General features: G+C 39.1%; 12 protein-coding genes. 3 read left to right on the top strand and 9 right to left on the bottom strand.

The genetic code is table 11. From position 1 onward, the window contains the following. Window positions 1-68 precede the first annotated feature (68 nt). The 6 genes from nagE to rpsL all read right to left on the bottom strand — a co-directional run bounded on the left by nagE (window position 69) and on the right by rpsL (window position 7742). The gene (nagE, locus tag AB3I12_RS02450; RefSeq protein WP_063626395.1) at window positions 69-2045 is read right to left on the bottom strand and encodes an N-acetylglucosamine-specific PTS transporter subunit IIBC; all 1977 of its coding nucleotides are present in this window, start codon (window positions 2043-2045) and stop codon (window positions 69-71) included. Window positions 2046-2054: 9 nt separating this feature from the next. Further along, complete coding sequence (locus AB3I12_RS02445) at window positions 2055-2891, bottom strand: PRD domain-containing protein (protein ID WP_010736794.1); 837 nt, start codon at window positions 2889-2891, stop codon at window positions 2055-2057. Between the two features lie 353 nt (window positions 2892-3244). After that, window positions 3245-4432: an elongation factor Tu gene (tuf, locus tag AB3I12_RS02440; RefSeq protein ID WP_010720459.1), complete on the bottom strand. Its 1188-nt coding sequence runs from the start codon at window positions 4430-4432 to the stop codon at window positions 3245-3247. Window positions 4433-4603: 171 nt separating this feature from the next. After that, window positions 4604-6688, bottom strand: coding sequence for an elongation factor G (gene fusA, locus AB3I12_RS02435; RefSeq protein ID WP_010720460.1), 2085 nt, complete (start codon window positions 6686-6688; stop codon window positions 4604-4606). Between the two features lie 78 nt (window positions 6689-6766). Further along, window positions 6767-7237 (bottom strand): 30S ribosomal protein S7, encoded by a 471-nt coding sequence (rpsG, locus tag AB3I12_RS02430; RefSeq protein ID WP_010720461.1) that lies wholly within the window; start codon window positions 7235-7237, stop codon window positions 6767-6769. A gap of 91 nt (window positions 7238-7328) precedes the next feature. Continuing rightward, window positions 7329-7742, bottom strand: a complete 414-nt coding sequence (gene rpsL / locus AB3I12_RS02425) for a 30S ribosomal protein S12 (RefSeq protein ID WP_002294318.1) — start codon at window positions 7740-7742, stop codon at window positions 7329-7331. 308 nt (window positions 7743-8050) lie between these two features. Here rpsL and rpiA point away from each other — a divergent pair, with 308 nt between their 5' ends. The 3 genes from rpiA (at window position 8051) to gpmA (ending at window position 10448) form a co-directional block, all read left to right on the top strand. Further along, on the top strand, window positions 8051-8734 hold the full coding sequence (gene rpiA, locus AB3I12_RS02420) for a ribose-5-phosphate isomerase RpiA (protein ID WP_010736793.1): 684 nt from the start codon (window positions 8051-8053) through the stop codon (window positions 8732-8734). 137 nt (window positions 8735-8871) lie between these two features. After that, complete coding sequence (locus tag AB3I12_RS02415; RefSeq protein WP_010720463.1) at window positions 8872-9453, top strand: recombinase family protein; 582 nt, start codon at window positions 8872-8874, stop codon at window positions 9451-9453. A gap of 308 nt (window positions 9454-9761) precedes the next feature. Further along, the gene (gene gpmA, locus AB3I12_RS02410) at window positions 9762-10448 is read left to right on the top strand and encodes a 2,3-diphosphoglycerate-dependent phosphoglycerate mutase (protein ID WP_010720464.1); all 687 of its coding nucleotides are present in this window, start codon (window positions 9762-9764) and stop codon (window positions 10446-10448) included. A gap of 54 nt (window positions 10449-10502) precedes the next feature. Here gpmA and deoD read toward each other — a convergent pair whose 3' ends face one another. The 3 genes from deoD to deoB all read right to left on the bottom strand — a co-directional run bounded on the left by deoD (window position 10503) and on the right by deoB (window position 13429). Beyond that, the gene (gene deoD, locus AB3I12_RS02405) at window positions 10503-11210 is read right to left on the bottom strand and encodes a purine-nucleoside phosphorylase (protein WP_010720465.1); all 708 of its coding nucleotides are present in this window, start codon (window positions 11208-11210) and stop codon (window positions 10503-10505) included. Window positions 11211-11231: 21 nt separating this feature from the next. Then, entirely contained in the window at window positions 11232-12050 is an 819-nt protein-coding gene (locus tag AB3I12_RS02400; protein ID WP_010736792.1) for a purine-nucleoside phosphorylase, read from the bottom strand. A gap of 212 nt (window positions 12051-12262) precedes the next feature. Further along, complete coding sequence (gene deoB / locus AB3I12_RS02395; protein ID WP_010720467.1) at window positions 12263-13429, bottom strand: phosphopentomutase; 1167 nt, start codon at window positions 13427-13429, stop codon at window positions 12263-12265. Window positions 13430-13494 lie beyond the last annotated feature (65 nt).

Raw genomic sequence — 13494 nt, 5'->3', positions numbered from 1 at the left:
ATGAAAGTGATGAAAATTAGAAACGATGAAAATAAGTAACTATTGATTGGTGTCAGTAGTTTTCTTCCTTAATTACTCTTAACATGACCAATCACAGCATTTGCTTTAACTACCCCACTAGCATCCATCGTTAGCTTCGCCACTTTTTCACCATTGGTAAAAGCAACGATCAGATCTGATTGTTTGTTTGCTGATTGCAGTGCAGCTAAATCCATAGTTGCAATTAATTGTCCACGTGCAACATTTTGTCCCTCTTCCACGTAGATCGTAAAAGGCGCTCCCTTTAAGTTCACGGTATCGACCCCCATATGCAAAAGGACTTCAACGCCTGATTCCGTTTTGATACCGACAGCATGTTTCGTTGGGAAAATATTCATAATCGTACCAGCGATTGGGGCAAACACTTCACCATTCGTTGGTAGAACCGCAAACCCGTCTCCCATCATTTTTTGTGAAAAGACATCATCTGCCACTTCTGTGATTGGCATTAGCTTCCCATTTGCTACCGCAAAAATATCTTGGTTTTGTGGATCAACGACTGTTTTGGTTGTCACAGTAGGCGTGGACTGAGCAGTTCCTTTGCCGCTACTTCCATGAATTTTTTTCATTTCATCTGCAACAAATTGGACTTCCGTTCCAACGATCACTTGAATATTTTTGGCATCAATTACTTTCAGACCTGGAACGCCAGTCGCTTTGATTTTCCCTTGATCAACTTTTGCCGTATCTTTTACATACAAGCGTAAACGTGTCGTGCAATTGTCAATGGAAACAACGTTCGCTGCACCACCTAATGCTTGATAAAGTTGATTAGCTAGCGTGGCAAATCGATTGTCACCAGTTGGCACTGTTCCTACTTCCCCATTTTCTGCAACTCCAGTATCTTCTTCACGCCCCGGCGTCATCAAATTGAATTTTTTGATGACAAATAAAAATGTAAAGTAATAAATCACACCCATCGCCAAGCCTAATACCAATAGCATTAATGGTTGATTGGCAATAGGTACACGTAAGCTTAGGAAGAAATCAATAAAGCCGGCGCTAAAATTAAAGCCCGCTGTCCAATGGAAGGTTGCTGCGATAAACATCGAAATCCCTGTTAAAGCAGCATGAACGACGTACAATGGCCAAGCGACAAACATAAATGAAAATTCTAACGGTTCAGTCACTCCTGTAAAGAAAGAAGCGAAAGCGGCAGCTAACATCAAAGATGCAGTCACTTTTTTCTTTTCTGGTCGCGCACATTGATAGATAGCAAGTGCACCAGCAGGTAACCCAAACATCATGACCGGGAAGAAACCAGCTTGATACATACCAGTGACTCCTTTTACCCCTTCACTTGCCCAGAATTTACCGATATCATCAATTCCAGCTAAATTGAACCAAAAAACATTGTTCAGTGCATGGTGTAAACCAGTTGGAATCAGCAAACGGTTGAAGAAGCCATATAGACCAGCACCTAACGCGCCCATTCCAGAGATCAATTCACCGAAACTAACCAATGTATCATAAACTGGTGGCCAAACAAAAATCAATAAAGCAGAAATAATTGCCATTAAACCAGCTGTTACGATCGGTACTGCTCGTTTTCCACTAAAGAAAGACAACGCCATTGGTAATTTAACTCCGCTGAAGCGATTATACATCGCACCAGCGACTAAGCCTGCCAAAATTCCAATAAATACATTTTTATTATTGATTGCATCAAAAGCGATATTCACTTTTTCAACATCCACTTTAGTAAACAATGCAACAGAAGCACTATTGACTAATGTGACTGGTGCTAAAAAGGCGATCAATCCTGCCAATGCTGATGAACCATCTTTGTCCTTAGACATCCCCAATGCTAATCCAACAGCAAAAATGATTCCTAAATTATCTAAGACTGTTCCTCCAGCTTTGATCATAAAAGCGGCAAAAATGTTATTGCCACCCCAACCAGTCGGATCGATCCAATAACCAATCCCCATGAATAAAGCAGCTACTGGAAGGGTTGCTACTGGTAACATCAAGGAACGTCCCATTCGTTGTAAGTATGTTTTCATTTTGTTCTCCTATTCTGTTGTCCCTCGCAAGCGTTCGATATGAATAACTAAATAACCAAGTTCTTCGCTTGTAATAGACATTTGATATTGTTTAGTTAAAAGTACTCGAATTTTTTTTGCGACTGCATAACTTCCTGAATATTTTCGTTTGACTATCTCAATAATCTCCTCGTCTAAGACCGCATACTGCTGATTGTGATACCGTTGGATCAACAACCGAAGATGGTTTGCTAAACGAGAATAATTCAGTGCCATTTGTTCGGAATGGATATCGATCCTCAGCTCTTTTTCAATCAACTGGATAATTTCCGACACGATCGTGACTTCGCGAATGCTACGATGATTACTAGTTTGTCCGCTATGACCACTATGGATATGTATCGCTATATAACCCGCTTCATCATATGTATAAGGAATAGCTAAAGTGTGATTCAAATAATCAACTGCCCATTGCGCAATACTAAATTCTTCGTGGTACAGCGCCTCGATTTCTCGCAGTAATTTATTTCGAATAACAATTCCATTACGAATATTTTCAGCAGCAAAAGCAATATGATCCGTTAACGCGATCAACACATGCTCATTCAGCTTTTTCATTAAAACTGTTTCTGCATGATCAATAATGTGTTCAGCAGCAAAAAGAAACTTTTCGTCAATTTGATTCAGCAAACTTTGTAGTTTCATTTGACTTTCTGGCTCCATCACAAACATCCGCTCAATTTCTCGATGAAAAATCAAGTCATTGCGCTTTTTATCGAATCCAACACCTTTACCAATTGCGACCTTTTCTTGTCCATCGTCATCGACTAAGACCGCATTTTGATTAAAAATCTTTTTGATTTTCATAATAATAACCCTTTTTCTGCAGAATTAAAGTTACTTCATGGACCAATCATCCTTTATCAATCTTAAGCTTGACAACAAAAAAAGCATAGAAAAATTCCACCAAAGTCTCCTTATCGACGGAATCTTCCCATGCCTAGTATGATCTAGTCACATGAAAAATAAATATGTTAACGCTTTAATTTTATCGAGGGAACGTTTTTTTGTCAATATCTTTTTTTCCTTTTGTCAAACAAAATGCTTTCATTTACTCAATAAAGTTTAAAATAAGCCATAAAAAAAGCCATGATGTCTAATGACACCATGACTTTTTATTGTCCGAATACAATGTTGCTTACAATTCAGTTGATCAAAGATTAAGCTTTGATTTCAGTAACGACACCGGCACCAACTGTACGTCCGCCTTCACGGATTGAGAATTTAGTACCGTTTTCGATAGCGATTGGGTGGATTAATTCAACTTCCATTGTTACGTTGTCGCCAGGCATAACCATTTCAGTTCCTTCTGGTAATTCAACAACACCTGTTACGTCAGTTGTACGGAAGTAGAATTGTGGACGGTAGTTAGTGAAGAATGGAGTATGACGTCCACCTTCTTCTTTTGTCAACACGTATACTTCTGCAGAGAATTTTGTATGAGGTGTGATTGTACCTGGTTTAGCTAAAACTTGTCCACGTTGGATGTCTTCACGTGCAACACCACGTAGTAAAGCACCAATGTTGTCTCCAGCTTCAGCGTAGTCTAATAATTTACGGAACATTTCAACACCAGTAACTGTTGTTTGAGCTGTTTCTTCTGCGATACCAACGATATCTACAACGTCACCAACGCGAACTTGTCCACGTTCAACACGACCTGTAGCAACAGTACCACGACCAGTGATTGAGAATACGTCTTCGACTGGCATCATGAATGGTTTGTCGTTGTCACGTTCTGGAGTTGGGATATATTCGTCAACTGCAGCCATCAATTCAAGGATTTTTTCTTCGTATGAAGCGTCGCCTTCTAAAGCTTTCAAAGCTGAACCAGCAACTACAGGAACATCGTCACCAGGGAATTCGTATTCTGTTAATAAGTCACGAACTTCCATTTCAACTAATTCTAGTAATTCTTCGTCGTCAACCATATCTACTTTGTTCAAGAATACAACGATGTATGGAACACCAACTTGACGAGATAATAGGATATGTTCACGAGTTTGAGGCATAGGACCATCAGCAGCAGATACTACTAAGATAGCTCCGTCCATTTGAGCAGCACCAGTGATCATGTTTTTAACGTAGTCCGCGTGTCCTGGGCAGTCAACGTGAGCGTAGTGACGAGTGTCAGTTTCGTACTCAACGTGAGCTGTTGAAATTGTGATTCCGCGTTCGCGTTCTTCTGGAGCACCATCGATTTGATCGTAAGCCATAGCTTGGCCGCCGTTTTTCTTAGATAGTACAGTTGTGATTGCTGCTGTTAAAGTTGTTTTACCGTGGTCAACGTGTCCGATTGTACCAATGTTAACGTGTGGTTTAGAACGGTCAAATTTTTCTTTTGCCATTTTAAAATGTCCTCCTAAAAATACAATATATTTTTTATTTGTCTGATAGGTATGTGATAAACCAAAAGTCTATCACATGCCCATATCATCGATAATTATTTTACACGAAACTATATTAAAAATACAGTCTCTTTAGATAATCTGTCAAACAGACGATCTTGTTTTAAGAAATTATTCAGCTTTACCGCCGTTTTTCTTAATGATTTCTTCTTGGACTGATTTAGGAACATCTTCATAGTGGTCAAATACCATCATAAATGTACCGCGTCCTTGAGTTGCTGAACGCAATGTTGTTGCGTAACCGAACATTTCAGCCAATGGAACAATCGCATTAACGATTTGTGAGTTACCATGTGCTTCCATACCTTCAACGCGACCGCGTCGGCTAGTTACGTGTCCCATGATATCACCTAAGTAATCTTCTGGAACAGTAATCGTTACTTTCATCATTGGTTCTAAAATAACAGGACGTGCGTGTTTTGCAGCAGCTCTTAAAGCCATAGATGCAGCAACACGGAAGGCTGTTTCATTTGAATCGACGTCATGGTATGAACCATCGTAAAGTTTTGCTTTGATATCCACTAATGGATAGCCAGCAAGAACACCGTTATTCATAGATTCTTCTAGTCCTTTTTCAACAGCAGGGATGTATTCACGAGGAACGACCCCACCGACGATTGCATTTTCAAATTCGAAGCCTTTACCTTCTTCGTTTGGTGTAAATTCAACCCATACGTGACCGTATTGACCTTTACCACCAGACTGACGTACGAATTTACCTTCAGCTTTTGTTGCTTCACGGAATGTTTCACGGTATGAAACTTGTGGAGCACCAACGTTTGCTTCAACTTTAAATTCACGTTTCATACGGTCTACTAAAACGTCTAAGTGCAACTCACCCATACCTGAGATAACAGTTTCACCAGTTTCAACGTTTGTTTCAACTCGGAATGAAGGATCTTCTTCTGCAAGTTTTTGCAACGCAACACCCATTTTATCTTGGTCTGCTTTTGATTTAGGTTCAACAGCAACTTGGATAACTGGGTCAGGGAATTCGATTGACTCAAGAATAACCGGTGAGTCTAATGCACATAATGTATCCCCAGTTGTTGTATCTTTCAATCCAACAGCAGCGGCGATATCACCTGAGTACACTTTATCAATTTCTTGACGAGTGTTGGCGTGCATTTGTAGAATACGTCCGATACGTTCTTTTTTGCCTTTAGAAGCGTTCAATACATATGAACCACTTTCAAGGACACCAGAATAAACACGGAAGAAAGTTAGACGACCTACGAATGGGTCAGTCATTACTTTAAACGCTAATGAAGCAAAAGGAGCTTCATCGTCAGCTGGACGTGTTGTTTCTTCGTCTGTTTTTGTATCGATCCCTTTGATTGCTTCGATATCAACTGGAGAAGGCAAGTAATCAAGAACGGCATCCAACATTAATTGAACCCCTTTGTTCTTGAACGCTGAACCAGCTAATACAGGGAAGAATTCAACATTAATTGTTGCACGGCGGATACCAGCAATCAATTCTTCTTGTGTGATTTCTTCACCTTCAAGATATTTCATCATTAGTTCTTCGTCTGTTTCAGCAACAGCTTCGACTAATTTTTCGCGCCATTCTTGAGCTTGTTCTAAATATTCTTCAGGAATTTCAGTTTCTTGAATATCTGTTCCTAAGTCATTTGTATAGATTTCAGCTTTCATTTTAACCAAGTCGATGATACCAGTGAAGTTTTCTTCAGCACCGATTGGCAATTGGATTGGATGCGCGTTTGCTTGCAAACGATCATGCAATGATTTTACTGAGTACAAGAAGTCCGCACCGATTTTATCCATTTTGTTACAGAATACGATACGAGGCACTCGGTACTCAGTTGCTTGACGCCAAACTGTTTCAGTTTGAGGTTCAACACCTGACTGTGAGTCAAGTACAGTTACCGCACCATCTAATACACGTAGAGAACGTTGAACTTCAATTGTGAAGTCTACGTGTCCTGGTGTGTCGATGATGTTTACACGGTAACCTTTCCACTGCGCTGTAGTCGCAGCAGATGTAATTGTGATACCACGTTCTTGTTCTTGTTCCATCCAGTCCATTTGTGAAGCTCCTTCGTGGGTTTCACCAATTTTATGGATTTTACCAGTATAGTACAAGATACGCTCTGTTGTTGTAGTTTTACCTGCATCAACGTGAGCCATGATACCAATATTACGAGTTTTTTCTAGCGAAAATTCTCTTGCCATTTTCTTACTCCTCTCTTTATTTAAATCGATTGTAAATTGACTTTCTGCTGTCGTTTAACCCAACAGGCAGAGAGGATCTTACCAACGATAATGAGCAAATGCACGGTTGGCATCAGCCATTTTATGAGTGTCTTCACGTTTTTTAACAGAAGCACCAGTGTTGTTTGCAGCATCCATGATTTCTTTTGCTAAGCGTTCTTCCATTGTGTGTTCACCGCGCAAGCGAGCGTAGTTTACTACCCAACGAAGAGCTAAAGTTGTACGACGTTCAGGGCGAACTTCAACTGGTACTTGATAGTTTGAACCCCCAACACGACGTGCTTTAACTTCAAGAACAGGCATAACATTTTTCATAGCTTGTTCAAACACTTCTAATGGATCATTACCTGTAGATTCTTTAATCAAATCAAAGGCGTTATAAATAATACTAGCTGCAACACCGCGTTTTCCGTCAACCATTACACGGTTGATCAAGCGAGTTACTAATTTTGAGTTATAAATAGGATCTGGTAAAACATCACGTTTTGCAACAGGACCTTTACGTGGCATCCGTAACTCCTCCTTCCGAAATATTCTTCATAGTAATTGCCTTACTCTCTTAACATAGTAAGAACAAGTTTCATTTGTTTAATAATTAAAATTAAGCTTTAGGTTTTTTAGTACCGTATTTAGAACGGCTTTGTTTACGGTCGTTTACACCAGCTGTATCAAGTGCACCACGAACGATATGGTAACGTACCCCTGGTAAGTCTTTTACACGTCCACCACGTAGTAATACTACGCTATGTTCTTGTAAGTTGTGACCAATCCCTGGGATATAAGCAGTAACTTCAATTAAGTTTGACAAACGAACACGAGCATATTTACGTAAAGCTGAGTTCGGTTTTTTAGGTGTCATTGTACCCACACGTGTTGCTACCCCACGTTTTTGAGGAGAGTTCACGTTTGTTTGAGTTTTCTTAAAGCTGTTATATCCTTTGTTCAAAGCAGGTGAATTAGATTTTTCCACCTTTGATTTACGAGGTTTACGTACTAATTGGTTAATTGTAGGCATTCCTTGTTTCCTCCTTCCCACGATTCGCGTCTAGTTCCACACATCCAGGTGGTTCTTTTTTTGCGATAAAAAATAAATGCAATTCTGCATCTTTATCAAATATGCTTTGATAAACAGTCAGCACGTCTCTTTACCAGAGACCTGTAGATAAAGCACCTTGGTTAGGATATCATGAATAAAGTACTCTGTCAACCAGTGTTATGTATTTTTTTTAGCCATTTGAAATTAAAAAAAGGACGCTATCTTTTTCCAATCATTCAATATAAAATAGCTATGAATAGAGACGAAAGAAAAGGTGGGAACAACAGATGAATTTGAAACAAGCAGCTGGAATTGAAGCAGCTAAATTTGTGAAGGACGGAATGATCGTTGGTTTGGGTACCGGTTCTACAGCCTATTATATGGTAGAAGAAATTGGTAGAAGAATGCGTGAAGAAGGATTAAATATCACTGGTGTCACTACATCGAATGCCACTAAAGAACAAGCAGAAAAATTAGGTATTCCTCTTAAGAGTATTGATGAAGTACCCGTAGTTGATCTCACAATCGATGGTGCTGATGAAATCAGTAAAGCATTTCAAGGAATTAAAGGTGGTGGGGCAGCATTACTTTTTGAAAAAATTGTTGCTACGTATTCAAAACAAGTCATTTGGATCGTTGATGAATCAAAATTAGTGGAGCAACTTGGGCAGTTCCCTCTTCCAGTAGAAGTGATTCCTTATGGCGCTCAACAATTGATGCGGATCTTTGATGAGAAAGGTTACCAGCCTGTTTTACGTCAAACCGAAACAGGTCAGATAGTCAAAACAGACAGTGGTCATTACATTATTGACCTACATTTAGAAGTGATCAATGACCCTGAAGCTTTGGCAACGTACCTTGATCAACTGGTTGGTGTCGTTGAACATGGACTGTTTTTAAATATGGTTTCAAAAGTCGTCGTCGGCTCCGCACAAGGCGTATCAATTATCGACTCACCTCATCAAAAATAACAACCTTGATATTAGTTATAAAAATTAGCAAAAATAGTTCATTTTAAAAACATAAAAAAACTATCTTTTCAATGGACTTTATGCTACATTTTTACTGTTATCTATAGACAGAAAATCATTGCTAGAAAGGAATCACCATGAAGATTATTGGTTATGCACGCACAACCATAAATGATGTTGATCTTACAACACAAGTGGAGCAACTCTCTAATTTTGGTTGTCAGGAGATTTTTCACGAGACATACAAGTCTAAAGATGCGGTGTCTAATAATATTTGTTTAGAAAAAGTAATCAAGGAAATGCGACAAGGCGATACTTTAGTTATCTGTCAACTTCATCGTCTAGGGAAGTCCACTCGTCAGCTAACAGAACTCACACAATTATTCAAAGATCGTGGCTTACACCTAGTTAGTATCCAAGAAGAGATCGATACGCGTACACCGATGGGGAAAATCTATTTTCAACTAATGGAAGGATTAGCCATTATGGAGTGCTCTTTAATCAAGGAACGGACACTTGTTGGGTTAGATGAAGCACGTAAAAAAGGTAAAATCGGGGGACGTCCAAAAATCGATCCAAAAACAATTAAAAAAATTCGTCGGCTTTATTATGAAAAAAAAGAAACGATCCAATTAATTTCTACTAAATGTGGTGTATCAGTCGGAACCTGTTATAAATATATCAATCTTCCAGAAAAAGAGATTCAGCAATTATCTTAAACGACTGCCTACATCTTGATATTCTTTCATTTAAAAATGGATTGGCGCAACAAACGCAGACTGTCTGCTAAAGACGAATCAACTGTATATAAAGAATAGGTAGGTGGATCAATGACAGTGCAGCCATTGACCCACCTACCTCTTTTTATCTGTCACTGTAAGAATTATTTTTGTTTTTTTATCTGTCTATCTTCTGATTTTCCCTTTCATTAACTTCATTTTTCAATGGAAATCTAGTCAAAAAAATTGTACAATAAAGCAGAACTGAAATTTTCAGAAATATAACCTATTTTAAAGGAGAGCTAAACATGCCAAAATTAGTTTTTTCTCGTCATGGTCTTAGTGAATGGAATGCATTAAACCAATTTACTGGTTGGGCTGACGTAAACTTAGCACCAGAAGGAATCGAAGAAGCCAAAGAAGGCGGACGCAAAATCAAAGAAGCTGGAATTGAATTTGATGTTGCTTACACTTCAGTTTTAACTCGTGCCATCAAAACATGTAATTTGATTTTAGAACACTCAGATCAACTTTGGGTTCCTCAAATCAAATCATGGCGCTTAAACGAACGTCATTATGGTAAATTACAAGGATTGAACAAAAAAGAAACAGCTGAAAAATATGGAGATGACCAAGTACACATTTGGCGTCGTTCATACGACACTCTTCCTCCATTGATGGACGAAAGTGACGAAGGTTCTGCTGCAAACGATCGTCGTTATGCAATGTTAGACAAACGCGATATTCCTGGTGGCGAAAACTTGAAAGTTACTTTAGAACGTGCTTTACCATTCTGGCAAGACGAAATTGCTCCAGCTTTACTAGACAACAAAACTGTTTTAGTAGCTGCACATGGTAACTCTCTACGTGCTTTAGCAAAACACATCGAAGGAATTTCTGATGAAGATATCATGGATCTTGAAATTCCAACTGGTCAACCACTTGTTTATGAATTAAACGATGACTTGACAGTTGCTAAAAAATACTATCTATAATAAATAAAAGAAGTGGGCAAGCGATTCAATTGAATCACTCGCTCACTTCTTTTATTAATCTGCGATTGCTGTTTCTAAACCGACCTCGATCATTTCGTTAAATGTCGTTTGTCGTTCTTCTGCAGTTGTTTCTTCTCCGGTAAGCAAATGGTCACTCACCGTCATGATTGCTAATGTTTGGACATGATATTTTGCTCCTAAATAGTATAAAGCAGCTGCTTCCATTTCCACACCTAGCACACCTAATTCAGCTAATTTAAACGTTTCTGTTGAATCATCTTTATAAAATGAATCTTCCGAGAGAACATTTCCTACATGTGTGGTAAATCCTTTGTCTTTTGAAATTTCATACGCCTTCAACAATAAATTAAAATCACTGATCGGCGGAAAATGAAAGGCTTGGAAATTTTTCTCGATCATCGAAGAACTAGTAGCTGCTCCTTGAGCTAAAACAAGATCACGAACATGGACATCTTTAGATAATGCACCACATGTGCCCACTCGTATCAATTTTTTCACACCGTATGAATGAATCAATTCATGGGCATAGATCGTCGCTGACGGCATCCCCATCCCCGTTCCTTGTACCGAAACACGTTCGCCTTTGTAGGTTCCAGTAAAACCTAACATCCCACGAACTTGGTTGTAACATACTGGATCTTCTAAAAATGTTTCAGCAATATATTTTGCTCGTAAAGGATCGCCTGGAAGTAGTATTTTATCAGCGATCTCTCCTTGTTTTGCTTCAATGTGTACGCTCATCTGACACTCTCCTTGATTCAGTTATAGTAATACTAATACTTCTTTAATCAATGCCTTAAATGATTGTTTGACACGTTGCGTTGTTTCCACCACTTCTTCATGGTTAAGGTTCGCTTGCATGCCTGCTGCTAAATTAGTGATACATGAAATGCCGAGAACTTTCAATCCGCTATGTGCTGCAACGATCACTTCTGGCACAGTGGACATTCCGACTGCATCTGCTCCCATCGTACGTGACATCCGAATCTCTGCAGGTGTTTCGTATGTTGGTCCAGAATAGCCCATGTATACCCCTTCTTTAAGAGTCAAATCTAATTGGCTCGCAGCCTCTTTGGCTACTTCACGGTAAGTTAAGGTATACGCCTCGCTCATATCAGGGAAGCGTGGACCGATCTCATCTTCGTTAGGACCAATCAATGGGTTTTGACCTGTGAAGTTGATATGATCAGTAATCAACATCAAATCGCCAGGAACAAATGATTCATTTACCCCACCACTTGCATTCGTGACAATCACCGAATGAGCCTTTAATGCTGCCATTACCCGCACAGGATAAGTGACAGTTTGCATTGAATGACCTTCATAAAAATGGAATCGTCCTTGCATTGCCAGAACTTTTTTACCAGACAAGGTACCATAGACTAATTGACCAGCATGGCCGACAACTGTTGATGTTGGGAAAAATGGGATTTGGTCATAAGGAATCACGATCGCTTCCTCGATTTCTTCCGCTAACTCTCCTAAACCTGAACCTAAGATCAAACCAAAATCAATTTCTTTTACGCCCTTTTCTAGAATAAATTGAGTCGTTTCTTGTAACATTTCGCTTAATTGGGTCATTTACTTTCTCCTATTAACTATTTTTTTCTACAGAAGTCAAGAGGTTAGAAGCCCTGTCGTTCGACTAGCTAAAAAAACAGGTATGCTTGATTAACAGGGCTTTTTCACCTCTTGATTGATACTGTTAAAGCAAGATGGCTCTTTGAACAAAATGATTGACCTATCTTAGTTACGCTTTTTCAGGTCAAATTTTCAAACGCGGTCTGTCATTCCTATTTCAAAAGTTTTAAGAAACTTTCGCCGTTTTCGGTAGCAGGAACATCGAAGTTTTCAGCAATCGTTGCTGCGATATCTGAATAGTAGCCTTGTGGCAAGCTTCCTTGTCCTTGCATTTTTTTGCTGAAAACTAATAATGGTACATATTCACGTGTATGATCTGTTCCAGGGAATGTTGGATCATTTCCATGGTCAGCAGTAATCATCAGTAAGTCGTCCTCTGCCATTGCCTCTAATATTTCAGGAATACGTAAATCAAAATCTTCAATTGCGTGGGCATAACCTACAACATCCCGACGATGTCCAAATAATGCATCAAAATCAACTAAATTAGTAAAACTGATCCCTGTAAACTCTTTTTTCATCACATTTAATAATTGGTCAACGCCATCCATATTGCTTTTCGTACGGACGAACTCTGTAATTCCTTGACCGTTGAAGATATCGTTGATTTTTCCAACAGCGATAACGTCTTTTCCTGCTTCTTTTAATGAATCTAAAACCGTATGCCCGAATGGATCCAATGCGTAATCATGTCGGTTGCTCGTACGAGTAAAATTACCAGGTTCTCCAACGTAAGGTCGCGCAATAATTCGACCAATCATGTATGGGTCGTCTTTAGTAATGTCACGAACGAACTGACAAATCCGATAAAGTTCTTCTAAAGGAATAATTTCTTCATGCGCAGCAATTTGTAGAACCGGATCTGCGGACGTATAGACGATCAAATCACCAGTTTTCATTTGATGTTCACCATAGTCATCTATAACAGCGGTTCCACTATATGGTTGATTGCAAACAATTTTGCGTCCTGAGAAGTCTTCGATTTGTTTGAGTAATTCATCAGGGAAACCGTTAGGAAATACTCGAAATGGTGTCTTGATGTTCAGACCCATGATTTCCCAGTGACCGGTCATTGTATCTTTTCCTACAGATACTTCCTCCAATTTAGTGGCATAGCCTTGGTGGTTTTTAACCGCTTCGACACCTTCTAATGGGCGAATCGTTCCTAATCCTAACTGTTCTAAATGAGGAATTGTCAAACCAGCTTCTTTTGCGATATGCCCTAGTGTATCTGAACCTTTATCACCAAATTTTTCAGCATCTGGCGCTTCACCGATTCCTACTGAATCCATGACAATCAAATGTACGCGTTTAAACATGATTATTCCTTCTTTCTTTTTTATTATTGCTATTAAATCAAAAAGGGCGAGTCGAAAAAACATTT

The organism is Enterococcus sp. C65, assembly GCF_040887165.1.
Classification (GTDB): Bacteria; Bacillota; Bacilli; order Lactobacillales; family Enterococcaceae; genus Enterococcus_B; species Enterococcus_B hirae.
Note: the sequence above shows the minus strand (reverse complement) of the source record. Positions and strands in the feature narration are given on the sequence as shown.

Coding starts and splice junctions, on each gene's coding strand:
- rpsL (WP_002294318.1), bottom strand. CDS start 7,742: ATGCCTACAATTAACCAATTAGTACGTAAACCTCGTAAATCAAAGGTG.
- tuf (WP_010720459.1), bottom strand. CDS start 4,432: ATGGCAAAAGAAAAATTTGACCGTTCTAAACCACACGTTAACATTGGT.
- fusA (WP_010720460.1), bottom strand. CDS start 6,688: ATGGCAAGAGAATTTTCGCTAGAAAAAACTCGTAATATTGGTATCATG.
- rpsG (WP_010720461.1), bottom strand. CDS start 7,237: ATGCCACGTAAAGGTCCTGTTGCAAAACGTGATGTTTTACCAGATCCT.
- AB3I12_RS02400 (WP_010736792.1), bottom strand. CDS start 12,050: ATGACCCAATTAAGCGAAATGTTACAAGAAACGACTCAATTTATTCTA.
- gpmA (WP_010720464.1), top strand. CDS start 9,762: ATGCCAAAATTAGTTTTTTCTCGTCATGGTCTTAGTGAATGGAATGCA.
- AB3I12_RS02415 (WP_010720463.1), top strand. CDS start 8,872: ATGAAGATTATTGGTTATGCACGCACAACCATAAATGATGTTGATCTT.
- rpiA (WP_010736793.1), top strand. CDS start 8,051: ATGAATTTGAAACAAGCAGCTGGAATTGAAGCAGCTAAATTTGTGAAG.
- deoB (WP_010720467.1), bottom strand. CDS start 13,429: ATGTTTAAACGCGTACATTTGATTGTCATGGATTCAGTAGGAATCGGT.
- deoD (WP_010720465.1), bottom strand. CDS start 11,210: ATGAGCGTACACATTGAAGCAAAACAAGGAGAGATCGCTGATAAAATA.
- nagE (WP_063626395.1), bottom strand. CDS start 2,045: ATGAAAACATACTTACAACGAATGGGACGTTCCTTGATGTTACCAGTA.
- AB3I12_RS02445 (WP_010736794.1), bottom strand. CDS start 2,891: ATGAAAATCAAAAAGATTTTTAATCAAAATGCGGTCTTAGTCGATGAC.